23 protein-coding genes are annotated in these 26,119 nt (G+C 72.1%); 12 read left to right on the top strand and 11 right to left on the bottom strand.

All coding sequences use genetic code 11. The annotated features are described in order from the left end of the window. Positions 1 to 34: 34 nt before the first annotated feature. Entirely contained in the window at positions 35 to 1,618 is a 1,584-nt protein-coding gene (locus ACGFZQ_RS31885) for a phage tail sheath subtilisin-like domain-containing protein (protein WP_351738436.1), read from the bottom strand. A gap of 255 nt (positions 1,619 to 1,873) precedes the next feature. Between ACGFZQ_RS31885 and ACGFZQ_RS31880 the strand changes: the two genes are divergently transcribed. From ACGFZQ_RS31880 to ACGFZQ_RS31870, 3 genes are all read left to right on the top strand, one after another. After that, complete coding sequence (locus ACGFZQ_RS31880) at positions 1,874 to 3,970, top strand: DUF4157 domain-containing protein (protein WP_393843222.1); 2,097 nt, start codon at positions 1,874 to 1,876, stop codon at positions 3,968 to 3,970. 115 nt (positions 3,971 to 4,085) lie between these two features. Next, entirely contained in the window at positions 4,086 to 5,534 is a 1,449-nt protein-coding gene (locus tag ACGFZQ_RS31875) for a hydrolase (protein ID WP_393843221.1), read from the top strand. Further along, positions 5,531 to 6,973, top strand: coding sequence for an RICIN domain-containing protein (locus ACGFZQ_RS31870; protein WP_393843220.1), 1,443 nt, complete (start codon positions 5,531 to 5,533; stop codon positions 6,971 to 6,973). Before ACGFZQ_RS31875 ends, ACGFZQ_RS31870 begins: the two co-directional genes overlap by 4 nt. 8 nt (positions 6,974 to 6,981) lie before the next feature. On the opposite strand, the gene ACGFZQ_RS31865 is transcribed toward ACGFZQ_RS31870, so the two are convergent. The 3 genes from ACGFZQ_RS31865 to ACGFZQ_RS31855 all read right to left on the bottom strand — a co-directional run bounded on the left by ACGFZQ_RS31865 (position 6,982) and on the right by ACGFZQ_RS31855 (position 10,378). Further along, a complete protein-coding gene (locus ACGFZQ_RS31865; RefSeq protein ID WP_393843219.1) occupies positions 6,982 to 8,946 on the bottom strand; it encodes an ATP-binding protein in 1,965 nt (654 codons plus the stop codon). Further along, a complete protein-coding gene (locus tag ACGFZQ_RS31860; protein ID WP_393843218.1) occupies positions 8,943 to 9,602 on the bottom strand; it encodes a DUF4255 domain-containing protein in 660 nt (219 codons plus the stop codon). The genes ACGFZQ_RS31865 and ACGFZQ_RS31860 overlap by 4 nt, the downstream gene beginning before the upstream one ends. 125 nt (positions 9,603 to 9,727) lie before the next feature. Further along, positions 9,728 to 10,378, bottom strand: a complete 651-nt coding sequence (locus ACGFZQ_RS31855; protein ID WP_351738423.1) for a response regulator transcription factor — start codon at positions 10,376 to 10,378, stop codon at positions 9,728 to 9,730. Positions 10,379 to 10,807: 429 nt separating this feature from the next. Here ACGFZQ_RS31855 and ACGFZQ_RS31850 point away from each other — a divergent pair, with 429 nt between their 5' ends. After that, complete coding sequence (locus ACGFZQ_RS31850; protein ID WP_393843217.1) at positions 10,808 to 13,540, top strand: LuxR C-terminal-related transcriptional regulator; 2,733 nt, start codon at positions 10,808 to 10,810, stop codon at positions 13,538 to 13,540. Between the two features lie 16 nt (positions 13,541 to 13,556). Here ACGFZQ_RS31850 and ACGFZQ_RS31845 read toward each other — a convergent pair whose 3' ends face one another. Continuing rightward, positions 13,557 to 14,792, bottom strand: coding sequence for an amidohydrolase (locus ACGFZQ_RS31845; protein ID WP_393843216.1), 1,236 nt, complete (start codon positions 14,790 to 14,792; stop codon positions 13,557 to 13,559). Between the two features lie 169 nt (positions 14,793 to 14,961). Between ACGFZQ_RS31845 and ACGFZQ_RS31840 the strand changes: the two genes are divergently transcribed. Continuing rightward, positions 14,962 to 15,198, top strand: a complete 237-nt coding sequence (locus ACGFZQ_RS31840; protein WP_393843215.1) for an antitoxin — start codon at positions 14,962 to 14,964, stop codon at positions 15,196 to 15,198. A gap of 22 nt (positions 15,199 to 15,220) precedes the next feature. Here ACGFZQ_RS31840 and ACGFZQ_RS31835 read toward each other — a convergent pair whose 3' ends face one another. From ACGFZQ_RS31835 to ACGFZQ_RS31820, 4 genes are all read right to left on the bottom strand, one after another. Continuing rightward, complete coding sequence (locus tag ACGFZQ_RS31835; RefSeq protein WP_393843214.1) at positions 15,221 to 16,159, bottom strand: MIP/aquaporin family protein; 939 nt, start codon at positions 16,157 to 16,159, stop codon at positions 15,221 to 15,223. Between the two features lie 135 nt (positions 16,160 to 16,294). Further along, a complete protein-coding gene (locus ACGFZQ_RS31830) occupies positions 16,295 to 16,960 on the bottom strand; it encodes an SDR family NAD(P)-dependent oxidoreductase (protein WP_393843213.1) in 666 nt (221 codons plus the stop codon). 65 nt (positions 16,961 to 17,025) lie between these two features. Next, entirely contained in the window at positions 17,026 to 17,697 is a 672-nt protein-coding gene (locus ACGFZQ_RS31825; RefSeq protein WP_393843212.1) for a DUF4328 domain-containing protein, read from the bottom strand. A 327-nt stretch (positions 17,698 to 18,024) separates the two neighbouring features. Further along, positions 18,025 to 18,291 carry a hypothetical protein gene (locus tag ACGFZQ_RS31820; RefSeq protein WP_393843211.1) on the bottom strand — a complete coding sequence of 89 codons (267 nt, stop codon included), beginning with the start codon at positions 18,289 to 18,291 and terminating at the stop codon, positions 18,025 to 18,027. Positions 18,292 to 18,360: 69 nt separating this feature from the next. Here ACGFZQ_RS31820 and ACGFZQ_RS31815 point away from each other — a divergent pair, with 69 nt between their 5' ends. The 6 genes from ACGFZQ_RS31815 (at position 18,361) to ACGFZQ_RS31790 (ending at position 23,743) form a co-directional block, all read left to right on the top strand. Further along, entirely contained in the window at positions 18,361 to 19,002 is a 642-nt protein-coding gene (locus tag ACGFZQ_RS31815) for an HAD family hydrolase (protein ID WP_393843210.1), read from the top strand. 13 nt (positions 19,003 to 19,015) lie between these two features. Continuing rightward, positions 19,016 to 20,203 (top strand): helix-turn-helix domain-containing protein, encoded by a 1,188-nt coding sequence (locus ACGFZQ_RS31810; protein ID WP_393843209.1) that lies wholly within the window; start codon positions 19,016 to 19,018, stop codon positions 20,201 to 20,203. Positions 20,204 to 20,517: 314 nt separating this feature from the next. Further along, on the top strand, positions 20,518 to 20,916 hold the full coding sequence (locus ACGFZQ_RS31805) for a DUF6415 family natural product biosynthesis protein (protein ID WP_393843208.1): 399 nt from the start codon (positions 20,518 to 20,520) through the stop codon (positions 20,914 to 20,916). 63 nt (positions 20,917 to 20,979) lie between these two features. Further along, positions 20,980 to 21,252: a hypothetical protein gene (locus ACGFZQ_RS31800; protein WP_393843207.1), complete on the top strand. Its 273-nt coding sequence runs from the start codon at positions 20,980 to 20,982 to the stop codon at positions 21,250 to 21,252. A 170-nt stretch (positions 21,253 to 21,422) separates the two neighbouring features. Further along, entirely contained in the window at positions 21,423 to 22,736 is a 1,314-nt protein-coding gene (locus tag ACGFZQ_RS31795; protein ID WP_393843206.1) for a hypothetical protein, read from the top strand. 323 nt (positions 22,737 to 23,059) lie between these two features. After that, positions 23,060 to 23,743, top strand: coding sequence for a maleylpyruvate isomerase N-terminal domain-containing protein (locus ACGFZQ_RS31790; RefSeq protein WP_393843205.1), 684 nt, complete (start codon positions 23,060 to 23,062; stop codon positions 23,741 to 23,743). Between the two features lie 101 nt (positions 23,744 to 23,844). Here the strand turns inward: ACGFZQ_RS31790 and ACGFZQ_RS31785 are convergent, their stop codons facing one another. Further along, positions 23,845 to 24,519: a hypothetical protein gene (locus tag ACGFZQ_RS31785; RefSeq protein WP_393843204.1), complete on the bottom strand. Its 675-nt coding sequence runs from the start codon at positions 24,517 to 24,519 to the stop codon at positions 23,845 to 23,847. Positions 24,520 to 24,723: 204 nt separating this feature from the next. On the opposite strand from ACGFZQ_RS31785, the gene ACGFZQ_RS31780 reads away from it, so the two are divergent. After that, the gene (locus tag ACGFZQ_RS31780; RefSeq protein ID WP_393843203.1) at positions 24,724 to 25,692 is read left to right on the top strand and encodes a formylglycine-generating enzyme family protein; all 969 of its coding nucleotides are present in this window, start codon (positions 24,724 to 24,726) and stop codon (positions 25,690 to 25,692) included. A 10-nt stretch (positions 25,693 to 25,702) separates the two neighbouring features. Here ACGFZQ_RS31780 and ACGFZQ_RS31775 read toward each other — a convergent pair whose 3' ends face one another. Beyond that, positions 25,703 to 26,116, bottom strand: a complete 414-nt coding sequence (locus tag ACGFZQ_RS31775) for a hypothetical protein (RefSeq protein WP_393843202.1) — start codon at positions 26,114 to 26,116, stop codon at positions 25,703 to 25,705. Between the last annotated feature and the right edge of the window lie 3 nt (positions 26,117 to 26,119).

Raw genomic sequence — 26,119 nt, 5'->3', positions numbered from 1 at the left:
CTGGGAAACAAGGGGGTTGGGACCCGGGGGTCCGCTACTCCTGGAGCTCGCCGCTGCCGCTGGAGAACTGGGCAAGACGGAAGATCACGAACTCGGCGGGCTTGACCGGCGCGATGCCGATCTCGCAGATCACGCGGCCGACGTCGACCGACTCCGGCGGGTTGGTCTCCTCGTCGCACTTGACGTAGTACGCCTCCTCGGGCCGCTGCCCGAACAGGGCGCCGCTGCGCCACTCGTTGACCAGGAACGCGGAGATGTTGCGCCGGATCCGGGCCCAGAGGTTGTGGTCGTTGGGCTCGAAGACCACCCACTGGGTGCCGATCAGGATCGACTCCTCCAGGTAGTTGAAGTACCGGCGGATGTTGAGGTAGCGCCAGGCCGGGTCGGAGGACAGGGTGCGCGCGCCCCAGATGCGGATGCCGCGGCCGGGGAACGCCCGGATGCAGTTCACGCCGATGGGGTTCAGCAGGTCCTGCTCGCCGCGGGTGATCTGGAGCTCCAGGTCGACCGCGCCCCGGATGACCTCGTTCGCGGGGGCCTTGTGGACACCGCGCTCGGCGTCGTTGCGGGCCCAGACGCCGGCCACGTGGCCGGACGGCGGGATCAGCCGGGACTGGCCGGAGGCCGGGTCGAAGGTCTTGATCCAGGGGTAGTACAGGGCCGCGTACTTGGAGTCGTAGCCGGCCGTCTCCTGGCGCCAGACGCGGATCTGGCGGGCGTTGAGACTGGGCGGCGGGTCGATGACCGCGACCCGGTCGCCCATCAGCTCGCAGTGCGCGATCAGGCCGAGCTGGACGGCCTTGACGGCCTCCAGGTCGATCGCACCGCGCTGGTAGGCGGCCATCAGGTCGGGCACGGCCACCATGGACACCTCGTCGACGGCCTCCAGGCCGCCGAAGCCGGTGCGGTCGGCCGAGTCGCCGAGGTACTCGGCGGGGCCGGGGTGGGAGCCGGCGTCCGCGACGGGGGACGCGGACGCCGGGGCGGGGGTCGGGGCCACGAGGGCCACCGTCTGGTTCTCCGGACGGGCCAGCTGCGCGGCGGGCGCGGCCTCGGTCACGGTGATGAGTTTGGAGCGTTCCTTGACCTGCGTGACGACGTAGTTGCGGCCGCCCTTCTTCGCGGTCACGTCGAAGGTCTCGACGGCCTTGCCGCCGTCCTTGACGACCAGCTTGAAGCGCTCGGCCGGGCCCTCGCCCTCCGGGTCGGCGACCTCGACGCTCAGGTCACCCGAGGCCAGCGCGCTCACGGTGAAGGTGCCGAGCTGCTTGGCCTCGCCGGGCGGCAGCGCGGCCGGCGCGGCCGGACTCCCGACGGCGGCGGGCGCGTTGACGGCGGTGTCGGCGCCTTCCCGGGTGCCGCCGACACGGACGACGTAGGCCGCCGTGCCGCCGTTGTTGAAGAAGCCGTAGACGGAGTGCGCGAGGTAGTACCCGTCGGTGAACTCACCGAAGGACGCGACGTACTGCGTCCAGTTGGTCACCAGCGTCGGCTCGTTCAGCGGACCGGTCGGGGCCAGGCCCACGAAGGCCGCCACCGACGTGCCCACCCCCTCGATGGGGCGCGAGCCGCTGGCCACCTCCTCGACGTAGACGCCGGGCGACAGGTAGGACGGCATGCTCTGCTCTCCTCGGGGTACGAGACAGGAACATTCCCACCCTCACGCGCGAAGCGCGCATTCGGAAACGTCCTCCGGTGCCTCACCGGGGGCAGTTCCCTTGCCCGCAAGGGCAGTCCGGGCCGCCCCGCACACGTTCGGCCGGAAAGTCTGCCCGTGATCCTGCCCCCGCGGACCTCCCGGGGTCCGGCACCCACCGGGTACGGAGGAGGGAGGCCCCTGCCGAGGCCCTTGTCGACCGAACGGGAACCGGCTATGCGCACTCAAGCAGAGAACCGCTCCACCGCGGACCGTGACGGCGACCGCCCGACACCCCGGAAAGCCTCCGCGCCTCCCCCCTTGGCCGCCCTCCAGCGGTCCGCGGGGAACGCCGCGGTGACCCAGGCGATCCAGCGGGCCCGGCAGGAGGACGAGGCGGAGGGGCAGCAGGCCGAGGAGGCCGTGCCGGTGGAGCCGCGGACGTCGGTCGCCGACGCCGTCGGCACGCCCGCTGTGCCGTTGGAGCCCCGCATCCTGCGGCGGGCGGAGAACGCCTACGGCATGGACTTCGGCCATGTGCGCGTGCACAGCGGCCCGGTCGCCCAGCGCTCGGCCGAGGAACTCGGCGCCCGGGCCTACACCACCGGCCCGCACATCGTGCTCGGCGGGAACCGCGTCACCGACGAGGTGATGTACGAAGAGGTCGACCACGTCCGTCAGCAGGCCCTGGGCCCCGTGCCCGGCACCGCCAACGGCAGGGGCGAGAAGGTCTCCCACCCGGACGACCCGTTCGAGCGGAGCGCCGGCTCCAACGCCCGCAAGCTGGCCCGTGGCGCCGCGCCCGACCTCGCCCTGCCCGGATCCTCCGCACCGCCCGCCGACGCGGTGCAGCGCAGCCCGGACGAGGACATCCCCGTCCAGCGGGCGCCCGGGGACGGACCCACGACGGATGCCACGGCCGAACCGGAGATCACACCCGCGGCCGAGCCCTCGCCCCCGGCCTCGCCCGCGGTCGGCGCCGCCACCCCCGTGTCCGCGCTCCCGGCCACCGCCCGCCTCGCGCGGCTCATCGTCGGCGGCACCGCCGAGATCCGGAACAAGCAGGTGCGGTCCGTCCTCGACAAGCGGGAGCGCAACGGCCCGAAGTTCACGGCCGAGGAACTCCAGATGATCAAGAGCGCCGAGGCCGAGGATCCCGGCTGGCTGCGGACGGTCGGCCTGTGCACCCATGACGAGGCGCAGGACTACATCAAGAAGGACGACTTCCACAGCTGGCTGGCGCAGCCCAAGGGCAAGCGCCTGCTGATCGCCACCCTGCGGTGGCAGCAGCACACCGAGGGCCAGGGGAAGGCACCGGCCGGTACGGGCCCCCGGCCGGACTACCAGCTCGGCCGCCACCACGCCATGCGCGACAAGTCGAACCCCGAGGAGGAGCGGGAACAGCTCACCGGGGAGCGCAACGAGCAGATCTTCCAGACCTTCGTCGCGACCCTGCTCCCGCCCGATATCTCCGACGACGTTCCGAACGCCGTCGAGCACCGCAAGCGCGTGGCGCGCGGCACCGAGATCCTGACCAAGATCTTCCTGATCCTGAAGGAGGGTCTGCAGGTCTTCAACCCGAAGACCGGTCTCCACGAGGACTTCAAGGACGACGTCGCGCACGCCCTGGCCTACGGCGGCCGCGTCAACATCCGCATCCCGCAGCTGGCCGACGGCCAGCACGGCTACGAACTCCCCCGGTGGCTCCACATCACCAGGGAGAACCCGAAGTTCTACGAGCCCAACGCCAAGCCCGAGGCCCCGGTGTACAAGCGCACGTACGCCACCCACCACATGGACATCAGCGACAACAAGCCCGGACAGCCGGGCCGCTTCGTGGAGAAGGGCGGGCTGAAGGCCACCGCCCAGAACCTCATCGACCCCCACAGCCACCTCTACGGCATGGGGGTGGGCATCGGAGGCGCGGGAAACAAGGGCTACCACGGCGGGACCATCCTCCCGGACGAGTCGCACGGGCACCTGTTCATGGGGTACAAGCCGCCGACCGGCAAGCGCGACGGGGCACTTCAGGTCGGCATCGAGACCGCCGGACCGGGCGGCAGGACCCCCGAGGGCTACGAACACAACTGGAAGAGCAGCGAGAAGACCGCCAACCCCTTCAGCAACTTCGGCGGCCACAAGGACGACAAGATCGGCGGCGACGCTCCCCTCGCCGCCAGCCAACGCTATGTCGACCTGGGGCAGTTCGGCGACTGGCTGAAGAAGCTGAAGGATCTGGAAGCGGACTGGAAGACCGAACTCGCCAAGGCGACGACCCATGAGGAGAAGGCGGCCCTGTACCGGGACCTGATCGGCAAGCGCTCCGATTCGTAGGCCGTCCGCGCCGCCCACGGCACCGTCCGCAGGGGCAACGAGTCCGGCCCCTGCGGCACCGCGGTCTGCCCCGCTGTCCGCTGCGCCGGCTTCGTGCTCCGCATAGCGTCGACGCGTGAGCCTGTGGACTTCCCTGGAACCCGCCTCCGCGACCGTGGACCCCGGGTCCTCCACCCGCGTCCGTCTGCGATTGCGGAACACGGGTGACGTCGTCGACGAGTACCGCTTCGAACCGGTAGGCCCCGTCGCCCCCTGGACGACCGTCGAACCGCAGACGCTCCGCCTCTACCCGGGCACCACGGGCACGGTCGAGCTGACTTTCGCCCCGCCCCGCACCTCCGACGCGACAGCGGGCCCCAACCCGTACGCGGTGCGCATCACGCCGACCGAGCACCCCGAGGCCGTCACCGTCCCCGAGGGCAACCTCACCATCACCCCCTTCACCGAGCTGCGCGCCGAACTGGTCCCGCCCACGGTCAAGGGCCGCTTCCGAGGCCGCCCCAAGCTCGCCATCGACAACCTCGGCAACACCAAACTCACCGCCTCCATCGGCGGCAACGACAACGGCGACCAACTCGCCTACGACATCCACCCCAGCAACGTCCAGATCGAACCCGGCCGCGCCGCCTTCATCAAAGCCACCCTCAAACCCCGGCGCATCATCTGGTTCGGACCGAAGGAACAACGGCCGTACCGGCTCACCGTCCAGCGCTCGGGGCTCACGCCGGAATCCGTCGACGGGACGTACATCCAGCGCGGCTTCCTGCCCCGCTGGCTGGCCACCCTCTTCGGCACCCTGCTGGCCCTCGCCATCACCTTCGCCCTGATCTGGTTCAACTACAAGCCGCAGGTCAAGAGCCTCGCCGAGGAACAGATCCAGGAGGCCGGGGTGAGTTCGCTCGCGCCCAGCCCCTCGGCCACCCCGACCCCGCCGCCGGCGCCCAGTGTCACGGCCTCCACCGCGCCCGTCACTCCGGACGCCGGGGACGGCGGCAACGGAGGCGGAGGCGGCGGGGGAGGCGGCGGCGGTGCGACGGCCACCGTGACCGCCAAGCCCAAGCAGGACACCGCGGCGACCGCCGTGAACCGCCTCGCCGCCGCCGACCCGTCCGGGCGGCACATCTGCTACCGCGCCTACGTCCAGGGCACCGGCTGGCAGAAGCCCGTCTGCGACGGCACCATGGCCGGCACGGTCGGCAAGAACACCCCGATCAAGGCCATCAACCTCGCGGTGTACGGCGTCCAGGGCTCCGCCGCGAACGCCTTCGTCTACAACCCCCAGTCCACGGACGGCAAGGGCAAGTGGAACCCGAACTGGACGGCGATCATGCCCGACGGCAAGGACAACTACATCGGCAGCACGAAGGCGGCCGACCCCTACATCGAGGGCTTCGCCTTCAACGTCGGCAGTGGGCAGGGCTGCAACTACGCCAAGGTCCGCAACCACGACTGGGGCGGCCAGTGGTGCCAGGGTGCCCGCAGCGACAACAACGCACTTGATTTCGTCGGCACCCTCGACAACACGCTCTGGCTGGAAGCCTTCAAGCTGACGGTGCCCGCATGACTCTCTGGACCTCCCTGGAACCCGCCTCCGCGACCGTCGACCCGGGCGCCTCGACCCGGGTACGGCTGCGGCTGCGCAACACGGGTGACGTAGTCGACGAGTACAGCTTCGAACCGGTGGGCCCCGTCGCCCCCTGGACGACCGTCGAGCCTCCCACGCTCCGCCTCTACCCGGGTACCACGGGCACGGTCGAGCTGACCTTCGCCCCGCCCCGCACCTCCGACGCGACAGCGGGCCCCAACCCGTACGCGGTGCGCATCACGCCGACCGAACACCCCGAGGCCGTCACCGTCCCCGAGGGCAACCTCACCATCACCCCCTTCACCGAGGTACGGGCCGAACTGGTCCCGCCCACGGTCAAGGGCCGCTTCCGAGGCCGCCCCAAGCTCGCCATCGACAACCTCGGCAACACCAAACTCACCGCCTCCATCGGCGGCAACGACAACGGCGACCAACTCGCCTACGACATCCACCCCAGCAACGTCCAGATCGAACCAGGCCGCGCCGCCTTCATCAAAGCCACCCTCAAACCCCGGCGGATCATCTGGTTCGGACCGAAGGAACAACGGCCGTACCGGCTCACCGTCCAGCGGGCGGGCGTCAATCCACAGCCTGTGGACGGCACCTACATCCAGCGCGGCTTCCTGCCCCGGTGGATCGCCACCCTCTTCGGCACCCTCCTGGCCCTCGCCATCACCTTCGCCCTCATCTGGATCAGCTACAAACCCCACGTCGGAAGCCTCGCCCAGGAACAGACCCAGGAAGCCGGGGTGAGCTCCCTCGCACCCAGCCCCTCGGCCAGCGCACCCCTCGCCGCCGCACCGGCGCCGTCCCCGTCCCCGGTGGAGCAGCAGCCGAAGGACGACAACGGCTCGTCCGACACCCAGGCGGGCGGGGGCGGCGGCCAGGCCCAGCCGTCCCCGAAGGCGACGAAGAAGAAGGTCCCGAAGCCCGTCGTACCGGTGTACAACGTCCTGCTGCGCAACACGACGACCAAGAAGTGCGCGGACATCCCCGGCTACGACAAGGGGACCGGCAACGGCCCGGTGCGGGAGTACACCTGCAACGAGACCACCGCGGACAACCAGCTGTGGAACCTCGAGGTGCGCTACTCGAAGGACGGGCCGGGCTCGGCCGCGCTCTTCCAGATCCGCAACGTCAAGGACCAGTTGTGCATGGACCTGCCCAGCTACGGGTCGGCCAAGCTGTCGTCGCCGATCACCGAGTACAAGTGCGACGGCACCAAGGCCGACAACCAGCTGTGGTGGATCGACAAGCAGCCCAGCGGCGCCTACTGGATCCGCAACTTCGCCAGCAACAACCTCTGCCTGGACGTGGCCGGCTACAGCACCGGCGCCAACGACACCAACCTGACCCTGTACTACTGCTCGAACACGGACGACCAGGAGTGGCAGATCGTGCCCCCGTCGGGTGACTAGCGGACCGGTCACCAGGTGCCCGGTACCAACCGCCCCGCCTTGCGGTACTCGCGCCGGGCGCCTTCCAGCAGGTTCGCCGCGGTGACCGGCTCGCCGCAGCCGGCGGCGAAGTAGGCGGCGGTGACCACCGCGCTGCGGATGGCGCCGCCGGACAGCTCGAAGTCGCGTGCGAGCGGGCCGAGTTCGATGTCCGGCTCGCTCGGTACGTGCACCAGCCCGTGCCGCCACAGGGCCAGCCGCTGCTCCTCGTCCGGGAACGGGAAGTCGATCACCAGGTCGAGACGGCGGGTGAAGGCCTCGTCGATGTTGGCGCGCAGGTTGGTGGTGAGCAGCGCGATGCCGTCGAAGGCCTCCAGGCGCTGGAGCAGATAGGCCGACTCCAGGTTGGCGTACCGGTCGTGCGCGTCCTTGACCTCGGAGCGCTTGCCGAAGACGGCGTCGGCCTCGTCGAAGAGCAGCACGGCGTCGGTGCGGTCGGCCTCGGTGAAGATGCGCTCCAGGTTCTTCTCGGTCTCGCCGACGTACTTGTCGACGACCGAGGAGAGCTGGACGACATAGAGGTCCAGGCCGAGTTCGGCGGCCACCACCTCCGCGGACAGGGTCTTGCCGGTGCCCGACTCACCGGCGAACAGGCCGAGGACTCCGCGGCCCCGGCCGCCGCCCGCGCTCAGCCGCCAGTCGCCGAGCACCCGGTCGCGGTGGCGGGCGCGCAGCGCCAGTTCGCGCAGTTCGGTGAGCGGGCGTTCGGGCAGCACCAGGTCCCGCCAGTCGACGGCCGGCCGGATCCGGCGGGCGTGCTGTTCGAGCCCGGACGCCGACTGCTGGCGGGCGGCCAGCCGCAGATGGCCGGCGGCCAGCGGGGTGCCGTCGAAGGCGGCCAGCGCCTGCGCCGCCCGGGCCGCGCGGACGAGCCGGTCGCCGCCCAGGTGGTACGGGGCGACGGTGGCCGCGAGGTCGAAGCCGGGGGTGTCGGGCAGTACGGCCGCCCAGGCGTCCACGGGCGCGGCGCGCCGGGACGGCGCCTCCAGGACGAGGGGGTCGCGGTGGTCGCACCATTCGGGGTCGTAGGGGTGGGGGCTGGTGATCAGCGCGGTGACGTCGCCCGCCTCGCTCAGCTTCCGGGCGAACTCCCGGGGCTGGGCCGCCTCGACGAGTACCGCCCGGCCGCCCAGCCGGGCCTCCCGGAGCACCTCCGGGAGGTGCTCCCCGGGGCCGGTGTAGTGCAGGACCTCCACCCCGGCCAGCCGCAGCGCGGCCGTCGCACAGCCGAGCCCCTCGCCCTCCCGGCGCTCCCGCAGGTACCCGAAGAGCGGCCCGGCGGCGATCCGCCCGGCCAGCCGCCGTACGAACTCCTCGTCCTCCTCGGCACCGGCTTCGCTGTCGTACGACGGTGCGCGCAGGTGCCCCGCCAGGGCCGGGTCCGGGGTGTCGTCGCCGAGGAGGTGGGACAGGACCCGGTCGGGGACCCGCAACGAGCGGCTGAGGAAGGGGCGTTCGGGCTCGTCGACGGTGAGCAGGCCGAGCGCGGTGAGCGGGGCGGTGGGGTGGAAGCGGGCGCGGGCCTGCGCGAGGTGGGCGGGAACGCCGTACAGGTCGAGGGCGAGGGCGATGGTGGCGCGGCGGCGGCCGACGTCGTCGTTGAGGTAGCCGTACAGCGGCTCGAAGGTGCGGTCCAGGTCCGGGGCGAGCGCGATGAGCAGGATCGTGGTGTCGAGGGGAGCGAGGCGGAGACGGCCGGCGAGCTCGGCCAGCCGGTCGGTGAAGTCCTCTTCCAGGGAGGGGAGTTCGGCGGGCGTCTCCGGGCGCAGGAAGTGCCTGACCGCCTCCTCGGAGAGGTACAGGCCGCGCAGCGGGTCGGTGGCCGTCGGGTCGCCGGCCGAGCGGTGGGCGACCAGGGCGGCGGCCCGGTCCCGCAGCCCGGACAGCCGGGCGAGGAGCGGGGCGACCGGCGTCAGGGAGACGTCCAGGGTCACGCCCGGGTCCTCCGGGCGGCCTTGGCCTCGGCGACCTGGCCGGGCCGGTGGGCCCGCTCCTCAAGGACCGGGGCGGACTCCTCCAGTCCCCCACGGACACGGACGGCGGCGCCCTCGGTGACCGGCGGACCGGCGTCGTACTCGGGGTACGCCGGGAAGGGTGCCGTGATGACGACGTCCAGGGACGGCTTGAGCTCGCCGCCGAGCGCGGACCAGATCTCGGCCAGGGAGCGGGCCTCGGTCTGGATACCGGCCACCGACAGGGACACGGTCAGACCCAGTGCGCGCAGGGAGTCCGGCAGTTCGCCCGGATGGATCAGCTCCCTCGGGATCAGGGTCGCCAACACGGCGCTGATCAGCCGGTGTTCGTCCTCGGGCCGCTTGGTCCACGCCGTCACCAGGTACGACAGCCGGAACCAGCGGGGCGGCTGCCGGCGCTTGACGACGACGTCCCGGTCGTCCCGGACGTCGACGTGCCCGCGCTGACGCCGCTTCACATCCTCCCGGATGTCGTACAGATAGCTGTTGATCACCGGGCCGTTGCGGCGGGCCGCCCAGTCGCGGGTCGGGGCGTCGAAGGAGACGTCGATGCCGGAACCCTCCAGCGCACCGCCGGTCAGCAGGTTCCGCAGCACCTGGTCCACCTCGTGGATCACGCCGTACTCACCACCCCATGGACCTGTCCGCACTCGTGTCCATCCTGCCCTCCGCCCCCGCCGCGCCCGCAGGAACGGCCGGGCAGACCGCACTGCCCGGGAACCGGTGGGCGCTGCCCGTTCGGTCAGATGTAGCCTTCCCGGAGGGCATGGGCCACGGCGTGTGCCCGGTTGCGCAGATGCAGCCGGGTCGTCAGCCCGTGCATGACGTTCTTGACGGTGCGCTCGGAGTAGGACAGCTTGCTGGCGATCTCACCGGTGTCGAGTCCCTCGGCGACCAGCCGCAGTACGTCCACCTCGCGGGCGGACAGCCCGGAGGCCGGGGCGCCCGGGCGGCCGGCGGCGCTGCGGTGCAGGGTGCCGACCTGGCTGATCAGCCGGCCGAGCAGGTCGGCGGGCAGGTCGCCGTCGCCGCGGGCGGCCGCCAGCACGGCCTGCACGAGCCGGAGTTCGGTGGCCTCGTGCCGCCAGACGATGGCACCGACCCCGCACTCGATCACATCGAGCAGCTCGGTCTCGCGCAGCGCCCCGACCACGAGCACGGCCCGCGCGCCCTCGCTGCGCACGACGCGGCGCAGCCGCGTCAGCTCCGGCTCGTCGAGGCTGTCGCTGATGAGCAGCGCGACCGTGCCGGGGCCGGTCTCGGACTCGTCGCGCAACTCGATCTCCGGGTGCCGGCGCAACTGGCTGAGCGCGCCTTCACGGGAGATCGGGTCCGGTGCGTACACCGCGACGGGCGTGCGGGTGACCGACGCTAATGAGCTGTTGCTGATCAACCGCTTCCCCTATGTCCACGTGCCCGTCACCCCTGAGGGAACGGTGACGGGCGGGAATACCCAGCCTGGTGGGACCAAAGGGGCAACGACAATCGTGGACGACCACGACAGGGACCACGAGATGTGGGGGGTGCCTGGGGCCGTGGGCGACTGCGGGTGCGTCGTGGCTGGTCGCGCCCACGCGGCGGCAGCCGCATATCGAACACAGCCCCGCGCCCCCAAGAGGGTGGGACCAGTGAACCGGCCTGAGAGGGGCGCGGGGAACTGCGCGAACAACCCCCACCGGCCCGCAGCGATCCAAGGCCCCAAGCACCCCGAATTGTGCCGACCTCGCAACAGAACCGCCGGTCGCCACACCTCCCCACAACTTCTCCCACCCCCACCCCCTCTAACCCCCCGAACCCACCAGCGCACCGCGAGGAGCCAGGAATGATGCATTCGTGCCCTGAACTCGCCGACGCCATGCACCTGTTGGCCGAGGAAGCCGAGCGCACGCGGTCCGGGACCGGCCGCCTCGTGCTGCTGCGGGGCGCCACCGGAACCGGCCGTACCGGCGTCCTGGAGGCCGCGGCCGAGCACGCGGCCGGCCTCGGGCTGAAAACGCTCCGCGCGCGCTGTTCGCCCGCCGACACCGCCATCTCCTTCGCCACCGTCCTGCAACTCCTCGGCCCGGTCCCGGAGTTCGCCGATCTCGCGGTGGACGGCGACGAGCGGGCGACCGCCGCCGGACTGTGGCGCGTGCTGCGCGCCTACGCCGAGGACTCGCCGCTGCTCGTCGCCGTGGACGACGTGCACCTCGCCGACGCCCCCTCGCACCGCTGGCTCGTGGAGTCCGCCCGCTACATAGACCGCTTACCGATCCTCCTGGTCGTCGGCGAACGCAGCCAGTACGATCTCGATCCGCCCACCCCCGGCTTCGCCCACACCCTCCCCCCGGCGCTCGTCCGGACCCACACCCTCGCTCCCTTCACCCCGGAGGCCGCGGCCCGCCGGGTGCGCGACGCCTTCCCGGACGCGGACCGGACCTGGGTGGACGACTGTGTGCGCGCCGCAGGCGGCAGCCCGCTGCTCCTGCGCGCCCTGCTCGACGACCTCCGCGAGGCCCGGCACCCGGCGGTGCCCACCGCCACCGCCGCGCTGTACCCGGGCGCGTACCCGGCCGCCGTCCGCTGGTGGCTGGACAGTGCGGGACCGGCCACCACCGAGGTGGCCCGCGCCCTCGCCGTACTGGAGGAGAACACCGGCGCCGAACTGCCGGAGATCGACATCACACCCCTGCTCGCCGAGCTGGCCGGCGCCGACCCGACGCGGGTGGCCGGCTGGCTCACCGCCATGACCAACCTCGGCCTACTCACCCCCGGCACCGACGGCCGCCCCCGCTACCCGCACCCCCTGCTGCGCGACGCGGTCCTCGCCGGTGTGCCCGCGGCCCGCCGCCGGGCCGCGCACCGGGCGATCGCCGAAGCCATGCTCCGCCAGGACGCGCCCGCCGAGGCCGTGGCCCGCCAGCTGCTGGCGACCGGCCCGGTGCACGCCCCCTGGGCGCTGTCCCTGCTCAAGGACGCGACCGCGCTCGCCCTCTGCGACGGCCGGGCCGCGGACGCGGTCGGCTATCTGCGCCGGGCCCTGGAGGAACCCCTCTCCGACGACCGCCGTCAGCGGCTGCTGACCGAGCTGGGCTCGCTGGAGTACGCGGCGCCCCGCTCCTCCGCGGCGATCCCCCGGCTCGCCGAGGCGGTCCGGCTGCCCGCCGCCCCGCAGGACCGGGTGCGCGCGGCCGTCGCCCTCGGCACCGCGCTGACCGGCCGGGGCCGCACCCGCAAGGCCGTCGAGCTGCTGCGGTCCGTGGACGGCGAGCTGAACGACCACCCCGACCTGGTGCGCACCCTGCACACCGCCACCGTCCTCCTGTCCGACCAGGACCAGGAGATACGGCAGGAGGTCTACCGCCGGCTGTCCGAGACCGCCGAGCGTTCCCCGGAGCTGGTCGGCACGGCCGGGCAGGCCCTGCTGGTGCGGCACGCCGCGTCCGCGGGCCTCACCTCGGCCCGGGACGCCATGCGGCGGCTGCGCACCCTGCTCGCCGAACCCACCGACCCGCTCACCGAACCGTTCCTGGTCGGTACCGCGGCCACGGTCGCCCAGTGGGCCGACGAACTCGACGAGGCCGACCGGCTGGTGGCCCGCGGGCTGGCCGGCCAGCGCCCCGACCTGCTGCACCCCATGCACCAGGCCCTGCTCAACAGCCGTTCGGACATCGCGGCGGCCCGCGCCGACCACACGCATCCGGCGGCCGTGCCCGAGTCGGTCACGCCCGGCAACGCCCATGCGCATGCCCTGATCGCGCTGGTGGAGACCGGCCGCACCGCACAGGCCGAGAGCCTGGTCGCCGGGCTGGACCTGCGGGAAGCGCCGGACTCCTGGGAACTGAACCGGTTCCTCTACGCGCGCGGAGTGGTGCGGGCCGCCGCCGGTGATCCGGCGGCGGCGCTGCACGACTTCCTGGAGTGCGGTCGCCGCCAGTCCGCCCGTGAGGTGATCAGCCCGGTGGTCACCCCCTGGCGTACGGCCGCCGCCGAGTGCCGGCTGGCCCTCGGCCGCCCCCTCGAAGCCATCGCCCTGGCCGAGGAGGAGCTGCGGCTGGCCCGGGTCTGGGACACCCCGCGCACGGTGGGCCGGGCCCTGCGCGTTCTCGGTGCGGCGACCGGCGGCCGCCGGGGGCTGGAGCTCACCGAGGAGGCCGTGGCGCTCCTGCGGGGCGGCGGGCCCGCCGGTACCGAGCCGGCGCTGGCCCTGCTGGCCCTGGGCCGCCAGCTGACCGCCGCCGGCGAGGGCGTCCGGGCCCGCGACTGCCTGCGGGAAGCCGTGGAGCACGCCGAACGCCTCGGTGCCGTACGGCTGGTGGAGCTGGCCGAGGGGATGCTGCGGAAAGGCGGCGCCCGCTCCCCCAGACGCCGTACGGGCACCGCCTCCCTGACCGGCAGCGAGCGCCGGATCGCCGAGCTCGCCGCCGAGGGCCGCACCAACGTGGAGATCGCGGCCCTGCTCCATCTGGCCCGCCGTACCGTGGAGACCCATCTCACCCACACGTACAAGAAGCTGGGCATCCGCCGGCGGGCCGATCTGCGCCCGGCCCTGGATCAGGGCGCCTCGCGCCAGTAGGGGTCCAGGGCGGGGGTCAGGGAGCCAGCCAGTGGCCCGCCGCCGCGAGCAGCGCCCGTACGCCCGTCTCGATCGTGGGCTCCGGGACAGGGGCGAAGCGCGGGGAGTGGTTGGAGGGGATCTGCGGCGGTATGCCGTCGCGGACCAGGGCCTCCAGGTCGACGTCCGCGAAGAGCTGGTGGTCGGCGCCGCCGACGAACCAGAACACCGAGGGCGCCCCCAGGGCCGTACCGAAGGCGCCGAAGTCCTCGCTGTTGGGGATCGGTGAGGTCAACTCGAAGGTGAGGCCCGGGAATTCGGCGGCCAGTGCGGTCTGTACGGCCTCGGTGGCGGCGGGGTCGTTGTGGGTGACCGGGAAGGAGTCGATGGGGACGATCTCCGGTTCCTTCGGCGCGGCGGAGGCGGCCGCCTCGGCCCGGACGATCCGCTCGACCGCCGCCAGCACCCGCTCCCGTACGACCGCCGTGGCGGACCGCACGTTGATCTTCAGCTCGACGGTGTCCGGGATGATGTTCTCCTTGGTGCCGCCGTGGATCGAACCGACCGTGACCACGGCCTGCTGGCCCGCGCCCACCTCCCGGGAGACGACGGTCTGCAGCCGCATCACCACGGCGGCGGCCAGCACCACCGGGTCGACGGTGGCCTCCGGCGTGGACCCGTGCCCGCCCCGCCCGAACAGCGTGACCCGCATGCTGTCCGCACCCGCCATCAGCGCGCCCGCCCGGGTCCCGACGAGCCCGGCCGGCGCGGCCGCCACATGCTGGGCCAGGCAGACGTCCGGCCGCGGGAACCGCTCGGCGAACCCGTCCGCGAGCATCTTCGGCGCCCCGCCCACCTCCTCGGCCGGCTGGAACACCGCCACCACCGTCCCCCGCCAGCCGTCCCGCGCGGCCGCCAACTGCCCGGTCGCGCCCAGCAGCCAGGCGACATGCATGTCGTGCCCGCACGCGTGCATCACCCCGTCGTTCTTCGAGGCGTACGGCAGCCCGGTCTCCTCCCGCACCGGCAGCGCGTCCATGTCGGCACGCAGCAGGACGACGGGACCGTCCCCGTTGGCCAGCACCCCGACCACCCCGGTGCCGCCGACCCGCTCGGTGACCTCCCAGCCCTGCTCCCGCAGCCGTTCCGCGACCAGGGCCGCGGTCCGCTCCTCCTCGAAGGACAGCTCCGGATGCGCGTGCAGATCCTCGTACAGCGCCCGCAGTTCGGGGAGCTTCCCGGTCAGGCCGGTCAGGAGGGGGCTGATGCTCATGGCGTCGTCTCCAGGGGTGCGTGACGTGCTTGCCCGTCGAGTCTCCACCGTCACCCACCGCAGGGAACGCCCGAACGCTTCCTTCACGCCCTGCCGGCCACCGCACGCCCTGCCGAACGCCCCGGGTGCCGTCTTGCCGCGGCCGGCTCCCGCCGGGGACGATTCCCGCATGTTCGATGGACTGAAGAACCTGACGGACAAGGCGACGGACAAGGCCGAGGAACTCGCCGAGGAACACGGTGACGTCATCGAGACCGGTCTGGAGAAGGCCGGCGACCTGGCCGACGGACGCACCGACGGCAAGTACACCGAGCAGATCGACACCGGCGTCTCGAAGGCCCAGCAACTGGTGCGGCGGCTGGGCGAACAGGGCGGCGGCCAGGGCCCGGAGAAACCCGAGCCCTGACGGTGCCCGCCACCGCCCCGAACTACGGCTCGTCGGTTGTCGGGCGGGTCCGGCCCGGCTCCGGCAGTTCGCCCGCCTTGAGCCGGGCGTGCAGGACATCGCCGATGAACAGGTCGTAGATCAGCACCCCGACCACCCCGCCGATCAGCGGGCCGACGATCGGGACCCACCAATAGCCGGTGAACCAGGCCCCGTTGCCCGGGAACGCGTAACTCTTCCACCCGGCGAGCCAGGTGAGCACCCGTGGCCCGAAGTCGCGGGCCGGGTTGATGGCGTAGCCGGCGTTCGCGCCGTAGGACATGCCGATGGCGGCGACGGCGAGGCCGATGACGAACGGGCCGAGGTTGGAGCCCACGGCCGTGTTGCGCAGGTCGACGACCGCGACGACGAACATGACCAGGAACGCCGTTCCCACGATCTGGTCGATCAGCGGACCCCAGATCCCGCCGTGGAAGTACGGCGCCGGGAAGGTGGCGAAGATGGAGAAGGTGGCCTCGGTGTGCCCGCCCACCTTCGGCGGCTTCGACGCGGCGTCGAACGCGTTGATCGCGTCGTGGTAGACGAGGAAGACCAACGCGGCCCCGGCGAAGGCGCCCAGCACCTGCGACACCCAGTAGGGCACCACCTTCGCCCACGGGAACTTACGGCGGACGGCGAACGCGAGCGTCACCGCCGGGTTCAGATGGGCGCCGCTGACACCGCCGGCCACGTAGATGGCGAAGGTCACGGCCAGGCCCCAGCCCCAGGCGATCAGGAGCCAGTCACCGGCGGCCAGGAAGACCGTCGTGGCGGTCTCCGCACGCCCCGACCCGGGCAGTGCCGCGACGGCCATCGCCACGACACCGGCTCCGAACGAGAGGATGACGAAGGTCCCGAGAAACTCTGCCAGGCACTCACCGAGCAGGCCTCCACGGCTTCTGAGCCGGGAGGGCTTGAGGAGAGGAGGTATTTCCACCGCCATCGCTGGCCCCCTTTAGCCATCGCTGGCTCCCTGAGAGGAGCAATCGGGCCGAACACCATATTGACCCACAAATGATGTTCGCGCAGATCGGCCCATCCCGCCCGGCGGGGGCTACCGTCCAGCCCTCGCTACGGACTATCCCTCCAGGTCGTCGGCGTAGTGCCGGAATCCGTGCCGGTCGCGGTGCATCGTCCAGAGCGTGTCGGCGAGCACCGCGGGATCCTTGCGGGCGTGCCCCGCGACGATGGCCCCGGGAATGACCAGTTGCGCCACATGGATCCCCTCCCCGGCGAGCCGGTCGTGCAGAAGATGCCCGTAGGCACTCTCGGCGGCGAAGGCGATGGACGTCCCGGCACGGTCGGGATGCGGGATGACGGCCGTACCGCCGTTGACGAGCAGGATGGTGCCCCGGCCCAGCTCCCGCATCCCCGGCAGCACCTGCTGCACGGCGGCGACGGGCCCGTACACCGAGAACTCGACCGGCCCGAGCAGATCCGCATGGGTGGTCTCCAGCACGGGCCGCATGAAGTCCCGCTGCGGGACGGGGCTGTACTGCAGGATCTCGACGGTCCCGAGCTCCTCGGCGGCCCGCTCCAGGGCAGCGGCGAGGGCGAGCGGATCCCGTACGTCGGCGGCGAACCCGCGGGCGTCGACGCCGAGGCCGGAGAGCTCCTCCGCGATCGAGTCGAGCCGCTCCCCGTCCCGGGCGATCAGCGCGACGCCGTACCCCTCCCGCCCGAACCGCCGGGCGACGGCGGCCCCCAGCCCCGGCCCGGCACCCACGATGGCGACACTGCTCACGACGTGACTCCTGACGGCTGAGGCGGCGAGGTCGTACCTAGCTCCGTACCGCGCCGCCCCCGACTTCACACGTGCGACCCGGCCGGCACGATCCCCTCGTTCTCCGGCCCCGCCTGCGCCCGGGTGACGGCCCGCACGACGAACGCGCCCGCGACGGCGGCCGCGACGAGCGCGAGGTCGGAGAGCACGAGCGGCCAGACGTCGTCGTAGGCGCGGGCGATGAGTTCGTCGGCGGAGTCGCTGCCCATCAGCCCGACCCCGCTCACCAGACCGACCAGCCAGAACCCCCACCACACGTTGACGACCCAGGGCAACCGCCGTTCGGGTGCACTGTCCCGGAACGCGTCGCCGACGATCCGGCGCGGAATCCACAGATTCCCGATGGGGATGACCCAGCCGACCAGAACCCAGATCCCGCTGTACCGGGGCGCCTGCCCGGACAGGAGCCGCGCGTTGTCGCGCACCCGCCCCAGCCACATCAGAAAGACGACGGCGCAGACGACGGTCAGCACACCCCCGGCGGAACTGACGAGGTGATACCCGTTCTCCAGGGAGGTCAGCGGCCGGTGCCGCCCGCCCCCCTGGTCCGGCACCCCGCCCGCGGGCACTCCGGCCCCGGCCAACCGCAGATCCCACACCGCCCGCACGAACCAGGCACCACCGGCGAGCAGCAGCGCGGAGGAGGCGACGACCCCGGTGGTCCGGACGGGGCTCAGGGAGACCATGTCTTCACTCACCGGGTCATCCTGGCCTGTCTCCGGCACGGGGAGCCATGGCCGTTACCACCCTGGGACAGGTGAGGCACAGTTGATATGCCCAGGCAGTGCCGGTACGGCGCGGACGCCACCCGTACCGCCGGCGCCCCAGCGGCACCGGCTCCGTCACCGTCGTACCGACCCCGCACTCGGACTGGTCCACGACCCGCGTCGGCGCGGGTGGGGACGTCACTGGTTCGACGGCCTCACCTTGTTCTTCGAGGCTGCCGCAGGAGCGGACGACGCGCTGCTGGTGTGGCTGGACTGACGGGTCGTACCCGACTCGACCGTGCACCGAAGGAGCTGTGCTCAGCTCGACACTGCCCCGCCCGCGAAGCCGACCGCAAGGTCTCCCAGTACGTCACAAAAGGCGCTGGCCCACTGCTTCATCCTGCTCGACTTCGATACATCAGCCATACGGTTCTCCTCGTCGGTCGTCTCCATGCCCTGGTCGTCGTCAGTCAACTTCGATGCCAGAACCTTGCAGATGACGGCTGCGGAGAGGGACAGAGCGAGACTCGGCAATGCCGAGCTCAGCACAGCTCCGGCACGGATGGTACCGGGAGATTCGATCACTCGGGGCCGCCTTACGCCGATTCGTCCCGGGCATCTAGGTGCCCCCGGAAGAGGCCGTACGCTTTCAGGGTGATTGAGACCGTCGTACTCGACGTGGGCGAGACCATCACCCGCGACGACCGGTACTGGTACACGTGGGCCGACTGGCTCGGCATCCCGCGTCACACCCTCTCCGCCCTCGTCGGTGCGGTGGTTGCCCAGGGCCGTGACAACTCGGATGCCCTGCGGCTGGCCCGTCCCGGCATCGACGTCGCCGCCGAGTACCACGCCCGTGAGGCGGCCGGACGCGGCGAGGCTCTCGACGAGACGGATCTGTACGACGACGTCCGCCCCGCCCTCACCGAACTCCGCGGACTCGGGGTTCGCGTCATCATCGCCGGGAACCAGACATCCCGTGCCGGCGATCTGCTGCGCGCTCTCGGCCTGCCCGCAGACCTGATCGTGACGTCGGGGGACTGGGGCGTGGCCAAGCCGCGGCGGGAGTTCTTCGAGCGGGTGCTGGAGGTGGCGCAGGCCGGGCCGGGAGCGACGCTGTACGTCGGCGACCACCCGGCCAACGACATCTTCCCGGCCAAGGCCGCGGGACTGCGGGCGGCACACATCCGCCGTGGCCCCTGGGGGCATCTGTGGGCGGACGACCCGGAGGTGACGGCGGCCGCGGACTGGCGGATCGACACCCTCACCCAGCTCGTCTCGATCATCGCGGGTTGAACCGGAGGTCCACATGTCCGCTTTCCCCCACGACGGCTTAGGCAGGCGCATCGCCTACTACCGAAGCGTCGTACGCCCGAAGATGACACAGAAGCAGCTCGCCGAGGCAGCTTGCGTCTCCCTCGGTACCGTCCGAAAGATCGAGCGTGGTGAGCGCGGTGTCACCGACGCCACTCTGGTGGCCATCGCGGATACCCTCGGTGTAGACCCCGGTCGGCTGTGTACCGATCGCGGCCCCGTCCACAGCACCGTTCAGGAAGCGCTGCCCGCGCTGTCCGCCGCGATCGCGGCCTACGACGTGCCGGACGACGGATCGGTCCGTGCCGTCCCCGTTCTCCACGCAGCCGTCGCGGAGGCCATGCGCTGGCGGCTGGCCGCCCAGTACACGCGCATCGTGCGCAAGGTCCCTGACCTGCTTGTCGAAATGGCCCGCGCCTACCACCGGGCCGCTCCGGACGATCGACCGGAACTGGCCGAACTCCTCGTCAGCGGCTACCGATCGGCGGATGCCGTCGCCTACAAGTTCGGTGCCCGGGATCTGTCCGCGCGCCTCGTCGAACTCATGCGGTGGGCCGTTCCCGAGACGGGCGATCCGCTGCTCGCCTCCTCCGTCGCCTACGTGCGGACGGAAACCTTCTTCGCCGCCCGTGCCTACCCGGCTGGACTGCGCGCCCTGGAACTGGCCCTGGACGCTTCACCCGCGCCGGACAAGCGGATGGAGACCGCTATGAGGGGAGCCCTTCACATGCGAGCGGCAGTCATCGCGGGCCGTGCGCGTGACGCCTCGGCCGCGTGGGCTCACCTCGCGGATGCCCGCGCGCTGGCCGACCGGGTGCCCGAGGGGGTCTACTACGGCACCGCGTTCGGCCCCGATTCCGTCCGCATCCACGAGGTGTCGCTCGCCGTCGGTCTCGGGGACGAGCACGTAGGCCGTGCCCTCGACATCGCCCGCGAGTGGGCACCGCCCGAAGACCTTCCGGCCGAGCGCCGCAGTGGCTTCTACATCGAACTCGCCCGTGCCCAGCTCTGGTCCGGACGCGCGGGCCACGCGTTCGAGTCGCTGAAGACCGCCCGCCGGATCGCCCCGCAGCACACCCGCGAACATCCATGGGTCCGCGAGGACGCCGGCACGCTCCGGCGGTTGAAGCGCGCCGACTCCGAGAGCCTCACGAACTTCGCCGAGTGGTGTGCAGCCACCTGAGCGCACCACCCTGAGTACCCCTCGCCGGGGTACTTGTGACCGTTGCCCGCTCCCACCATGTCTGCACGGCTGAGAACCAGTGGATGGGAACGGATGCCATGCAAGCCCCAGCCCCCGCAGAGCCCCCAACCAAAATGACGATGCGCGTGTACCGGGTGAACTGCGAAGGCACGGTCGTCGAGGATCGCGGGACCGTGAGCATCCGGCACGGCCAGGATCCGCCGCCGGACACCCCGCTACCGCCCTGCACGTGCCGACGCTGCCGGAACGAGCAGCCCGACCCGAGCGACAGGCCCGCTCTCCGCACCGTCGCGATGCGTGTCGCGGCGACCTGGCTCCTCGATCAGACCCTCCCCCTGGGCCGCGAGACCGTGAAACTGTTCGCCCAGGAATTTCGCCGGTTCCTGTGGCAGCTGATCCCGCACATCGAGCAACTCACCAGCGGCCGTCCCGAGGACGACGGGCCCGCGAAGGTCGTCCGGGCAAGGGTCGGCGAGGCGCGACGGCATCTCGTCGAGACCGAAAACACGGGCGTGCTCGGTGACATCGAGCGGGTCAGACCGCTGGCCCGGTCAGTCGTGGGCCTGTGCGACCACTTCGACGCACTCACCGGCATCACGATGTGCTTGGCCTGCGACGAGCGGATCGAGGGCGGCGAGGCCGCGCCGGTCCATGTGCATGCCCTGTGCGCGGGCGCCGAGTACTGCCGCTGACCCGGGACCCAACGGCCCAGCTCCCGTTGACCGCATGACAGAAGCACACGTCACACTGCCGTTATGCGGATAGTGATCGCGTTCATGGCGCTGGTCTTCGTGCTCGGGTTGTGCTCCGCCGTCGTCAAGGCCCGTAAGGGGCAGTGGTGGGAGGCCGGTTCGGTCTTTCTGCCCATCCTCGGCATCGGCCTGTCGATGCTCGGTGATGTGAGGTGGAAGAACCTGCCACTGTTCTGGGTGGGGTTCGCGCTGGCCCTCGCCGGCTTCGGTGCGGAGGGCTACTCCTACTGGCGGACTCGGGCAGCGAAGCGGGCGCAGGAGCAGGCGAGCCGGTGACGGGGGCTGCTTCACCCGTACGGCCTTCATGCGCTCGTGGGCGCGGACGCGCCGGGTGAGGCTGGCAGTGGCCGCGTCCGCCGCGGCGGCGCCGATGTTCGGCACGCCCGTGCTCAGCCTCCGTTCGACGCCGGGCACGCGGCCCGGTCGTCGGCGAGGAGGAGGCACGGATGGAGGACGGCGACGCACCCACGGACAACCGTGCTGAGCGCACCGAGTTGGAGGAGCTGCGGGGGCGGCTGACGGCTCTGGAGAAGGAGCGGGCGCGGCGGTCTCCCCGGCACCACGGCAGGTCACTCCTCGGCGCCGTGTTCATCGTCCTCGGCTGTCTCCTCGCCCCGCTCTCCGTCGTCGCCGCGTGGGCCGCCGACGTGGTGGGCGACACCGACCGCTACGTCGCCACCGTCGCCCCGCTCGCCTCGAACCCCGCCGTGCAGGACGCCGTCGCGAACCGGGCCACCGACGCGCTGATGACCCGCCTCGACCTGCCCGCCCTGCTCGCCGACGTGGCCCCCGCCGACCGGCCCCGGCTGCAACAGGCGCTCGGCGGCAAGCTGGGCGGCGCGCTCGAAGGGGCCGTACGCAGCTTCGTCCACGACCAGGCCCGGAAGGTCGCCGCGTCGGACGCCTTCAGGACCGTCTGGACCGACGCCAACCGCCGAGTCCACAGCACCCTCGACAAGGCCCTCACCGGCAGCGGCGGCGGCGCGGTCCAGCTGAAGAACGACACCGTCACCCTCGCCCTCGGTCCCCTCGTGGACCAGGTCAAACAGCGGCTCGTCGACGCGGGCCTGACCCCCGCCGAGCACATCCCCGCCGTGCATGCCGACTTCACCCTGGCGAAGTCCGACCAGATCGACAAGGTCAAGACCTACGTACGGCTGCTCCAGCTCGCCGGGAACTGGCTGCCGGTGCTGGCCGTCCTGCTGGTCGCCGTCGGCGTACTGCTGTCGGTCCGGCGCCGCCGGGCCCTGGTCGCGGGCTGCATCGGCGTCGCCGTCACCACCGGGATCCTCGGCATCGGGCTGAGCGTGTTCCGGGTGATCTATCTTGACCGGCTGCCCGCCGGCGTCTCCCCGGACGCGGCCGCCGCCGTCTACGACGCGCTGGTCCACTTCCTCCGGACCACCGTGCGCATGGTCGTGGCCCTGGCCGTGGTGGTCGCCCTGGGCGCCTGGCTCACCGGGCCGGGCCGGTACGCCGGGCTGGTACGGCGGCTGTGGACCGCCGGGATCGGCGCGGTGCGCGGTACCGCCGACCACGCCGGCCTGCGCACCGGTCCGGTCGGGCCGTTCGTACGCCGTTACCGCACCTGGATCAGCTGGCTCCTGGTCGCCGTGGCCCTGCTGGTCTACCTGCTGTGGTCGTACCCCACCGGCTGGGTGGTGATCGGCATCGCCCTGTGCCTGCTCCTCGCACTGGCGGTGGTGGAGTTCCTGGCGGCACGGAAGCCGGGGGCCGGGCAGGTCACCCGGCCGGCATGAGCGGCCGGGCGGACGCTCCGCCGGGACGCCGGGACCCACGCCCGCTCCACGGTGCCTGAGTCGACGACAGCCGGGACGGGAGCTGGGGCAGGTGGTGGTGCATGGAGCGGAGCAGGTGACAGGGGCTGGGGCGGGGGCTGCCGAAGTGGCCATCGGATCCCGCGGCCGCGTCGGCGTGCAGGGTGTGTCTGCGTGCCTGGTGTGTCCGACAGAGGACCGGTCGCCCGATCCCTGACATCAGCGGCTGGCACCGACGGCGATGAACGAGCCCGTTTCCCGGCTCACGACCCTGCGGGGTGGAAGTCGTCGTTAGCTTGGTCGTCATGAACCAGGGTCGGGTGCTGGAAGCGTTTCGCCTCGAGGCCGGGGAGCTCTCCCAGGCGGTCGCGGGTCTGTCGGAGGCGGAGTGGGATCTTCCGACGCGGTGTGAACCATGGCCCGTGCGCGCGTTGTTGGGCCATGTCCGCGTGGTGATCGCGTGGGTGCCGGGCATGCTGGAGGCTCCGCCGCCGGACAAGGCCGAGGTGTCCGCGGTGGAGTACTACCGGCCCGACGACCGCTTCGCCCCGCAGACCAACTCGGCCCGCATCGCCTTGGCCCAGGATCACGCGGCCGGGCAGGCCGGCGGTGCCGCGCTCGCCGACGACTTCCACGCGACCTGGCAGCGGGTGGACCGGCTGTGCCGTGCCGAGCCCGAGGGCCGCGTGGTGTGGACCCGTCACGGGGACGCGATGCTCCTGTCGGAGTTCCTGGTCACCCGGGTGGTCGAGGTCGCCGTCCACGGTCTGGACCTGGCCGAAGCGCTGGGGCGCGAGCCGTGGCTGACCCGGCAGGCCGCAGACGTCGTGCTGGAGCTGCTGCTCGGCCCGAACCACATAAGCGCACTACGCGAACTCGGCTGGGACCAGAAGAAGTTCGTGCGTAAGGCCACTGGGCGCGAGCCGCTCGACGCGACGGAGACCGCGCGGGTCGAACGGCTGGGTGTGCGGTGGCTGACACTGGGCTGACGCTCCGTGGGGCCGCTCTTCTCCGGAGAACGGCCGCAGCACGAGCGCGCCGTCGACCGGGCAGCCCATCCGGCCGGCCTGGCCCGGCACGCCGGCAGGTGTCATTCCTCGGGCGGCTGGGCCTCCATCAGCCGTTCCGCGATGTCGTCAGCCCAGGCCTGGGCCCACAGGCGGAGTTCGGTGACACCCTCCTCGTCCAGGCCGTGCGCGGTGAACGCCCGGTCGTCGATCCACTCCGTGCCCGTCAGACGGGACTGCAGGTCGGTGAGGTCGAAGGTGTCGCGGGCGTGGCGGCGGCCGAGGTCTTCCAGGTCGGGGAGGCTCCAGCGGTCCGCCGCCGCGTGCACGACGAGGAGGTCGCGGGGCAGGCCCCGGTCGGTCAGCGCCCAGACCCGCATGCCGACCGTGTCTTCGAGGGAGAGGGTCAGGCCGAGTTCCGTCCGGACCGGCGGATGCCACAGGGCCTCCTTGAGGAGGTCCACCTCGCCGGCCTCCTCCGACACGGCGTCGGTGACGATGAGCTGGGCGGAGAGCGGGTCCGTCTCGCGCATGCCCACGCGCCAGCCGTGGTCGCGCAGGACCGCGGCGACCGTCTCGGCGATCGTCCGCATCGGCGCCGGGTGCTGGGTGGCGACCTCCAGGGTGCGGCCGGGGCGGTCGAACAGGCCGTGGGCCTGGGCCGCGTAGTCGCCGGTCAGGGCGAGGGGGTACGCGGCGCCGGCCGACAGCAGGTCCGGCAGCAGGCGGCGGTGCAACTCGCTGAGGTGGAGGTTCACGTGGCGGCCGGTGTCCTGCGGGGGAGTTCGGCGGCAGAGGGGGGTGCCATGGGGGGATTATCGCTGGCTGGGAGGCAGCAAGGGCGCCACGACGCCTCGGTACGGTGCCGCGGCTCCTCGCCCGCCGCCGAGCGGCCCCGCGCGCGCCGTGATCCGGGTCGCATTCGTTCCCCTCGCCACAGGTGCCTGCGGCACACTCCGCACATGGAGTCCACCCGTCCGCCGTCCGCCTGCTGCGCGCCCTCCGCCCCCGCGGACCTCTCGACAGCCCGGCCGCCTCTCTCCGGACCCGGCGACAGCCCCGGGAGCACCGGCATGGTCGCGCTCCCCGGTGGGGAGTTCCTCATGGGCGCCGAGGACGCCGACGGCTTTCCGGCAGACGGGGAGGGGCCGGTACGGGCCGTACGCGTGGCGCCGTTCCTCGTCGACGCCTGCGCCGTGAGCAACGACGAGTACGCCGCGTTCGTCGCCAACACCGGGTACGTCACCGACGCCGAACGGCTGGGCTGGTCGTACGTCTTCGCCGGGTTCCTGCCCGCCGCGCTGCGCCGGGGCGCACCCCGGCCGCCGGAGACGCCCTGGTGGTGCGCGGTCGCGGGGGCCGCCTGGCACCAGCCGGCCGGGCCGGGCAGCGGGCTCGACGGGCTCGGCCGCCATCCCGTCGTCCATGTCTCCTGGTACGACGCCGCCGCCTACGCCTCCTGGGCCGGCAAGCGGCTGCCCACCGAGGCGCAGTGGGAGTACGCGGCCCGGGGCGGTCTGGAACAGGCCCGCTATCCCTGGGGGGACGAGCTGGACCCGGACGGGGAGTACCGGTGCAACATCTGGCGCGGGACCTTCCCCACCCGTAACACCGCCGCCGACGGATACCGGGGCACCGCCCCCGTCGACGCCTTCGCGCCCAACGGGTACGGCCTCCACAACGTGTCCGGCAACGTGTGGGAGTGGTGCGCCGACCGGTGGACGACCGGCCACGGCACGGACACCCGCCAGGGCACGGACCCCGGCCACGGCGCTCACACCGAGCACGGCAGCGCCCGGGTCATCCGGGGCGGCTCCCACCTGTGCCACGCCTCGTACTGCAACCGCTACCGGGTCGCCGCCCGCACCGCCAACACCCCCGACAGCTCCACCGGCCACACCGGCTTCCGCTGCGTCCGCGACGCGGGGTGACCCCGAGAGGTCAGACGTGCTCCGGCCTGTACACCGCCAGCGCCCAGATCACGAAGAAGTCGATGCCGATCATGATGAGGGCCCAGATCGGCGCGTAGGGCAGGAACAGGAACTGGGCGAGCATGCTCAGCGCGGCCAGGAAGATTCCGACCCCGCGGGCCCAGCCGGGGGCGCCTTTGAGGAGGGCGGCGCCCGCGATGACGCCGAGTACGCCGAGGATCAACAGGATCCAGCCCCAACCGGTGAGGTTGATCTTGTAGACGTAGTCGTGGATGCGGGCGTACACGTCGTCGGTGGCGATGGCGGAGATGCCCTGCAGGATGGCGAAGACGCCGTTGATCAGCAGGAGGACCCCCGCGAAGACGACACCGCCGGTGGTCCAGCCGCTGGCCGGGGCGGGTGCCGGATGCGTCTGCTGTGTCATGGG

Origin of the sequence: Streptomyces sp. NPDC048254 (genome assembly GCF_043201895.1) — a bacterium.
GTDB lineage: Bacteria > Actinomycetota > Actinomycetes > Streptomycetales > Streptomycetaceae > Streptomyces.
The sequence above is the reverse complement of the archived record's forward strand: the minus strand, read 5'-3'. Positions and strand labels throughout refer to the sequence as shown.

What these genes read in the sequence shown, in the direction of transcription:
- ACGFZQ_RS31885 (WP_351738436.1), bottom strand. Translation starts at nt 1,618, where the DNA reads ATGCCGTCCTACCTGTCGCCCGGCGTCTACGTCGAGGAGGTGGCCAGC.
- ACGFZQ_RS31880 (WP_393843222.1), top strand. Translation starts at nt 1,874, where the DNA reads ATGCGCACTCAAGCAGAGAACCGCTCCACCGCGGACCGTGACGGCGAC.
- ACGFZQ_RS31870 (WP_393843220.1), top strand. Translation starts at nt 5,531, where the DNA reads ATGACTCTCTGGACCTCCCTGGAACCCGCCTCCGCGACCGTCGACCCG.
- ACGFZQ_RS31850 (WP_393843217.1), top strand. Translation starts at nt 10,808, where the DNA reads ATGATGCATTCGTGCCCTGAACTCGCCGACGCCATGCACCTGTTGGCC.
- ACGFZQ_RS31845 (WP_393843216.1), bottom strand. Translation starts at nt 14,792, where the DNA reads ATGAGCATCAGCCCCCTCCTGACCGGCCTGACCGGGAAGCTCCCCGAA.
- ACGFZQ_RS31840 (WP_393843215.1), top strand. Translation starts at nt 14,962, where the DNA reads ATGTTCGATGGACTGAAGAACCTGACGGACAAGGCGACGGACAAGGCC.
- ACGFZQ_RS31835 (WP_393843214.1), bottom strand. Translation starts at nt 16,159, where the DNA reads ATGGCGGTGGAAATACCTCCTCTCCTCAAGCCCTCCCGGCTCAGAAGC.
- ACGFZQ_RS31810 (WP_393843209.1), top strand. Translation starts at nt 19,016, where the DNA reads ATGTCCGCTTTCCCCCACGACGGCTTAGGCAGGCGCATCGCCTACTAC.
- ACGFZQ_RS31805 (WP_393843208.1), top strand. Translation starts at nt 20,518, where the DNA reads ATGCGTGTCGCGGCGACCTGGCTCCTCGATCAGACCCTCCCCCTGGGC.
- ACGFZQ_RS31800 (WP_393843207.1), top strand. Translation starts at nt 20,980, where the DNA reads ATGCGGATAGTGATCGCGTTCATGGCGCTGGTCTTCGTGCTCGGGTTG.
- ACGFZQ_RS31795 (WP_393843206.1), top strand. Translation starts at nt 21,423, where the DNA reads ATGGAGGACGGCGACGCACCCACGGACAACCGTGCTGAGCGCACCGAG.
- ACGFZQ_RS31790 (WP_393843205.1), top strand. Translation starts at nt 23,060, where the DNA reads ATGAACCAGGGTCGGGTGCTGGAAGCGTTTCGCCTCGAGGCCGGGGAG.
- ACGFZQ_RS31780 (WP_393843203.1), top strand. Translation starts at nt 24,724, where the DNA reads ATGGAGTCCACCCGTCCGCCGTCCGCCTGCTGCGCGCCCTCCGCCCCC.
- ACGFZQ_RS31775 (WP_393843202.1), bottom strand. Translation starts at nt 26,116, where the DNA reads ATGACACAGCAGACGCATCCGGCACCCGCCCCGGCCAGCGGCTGGACC.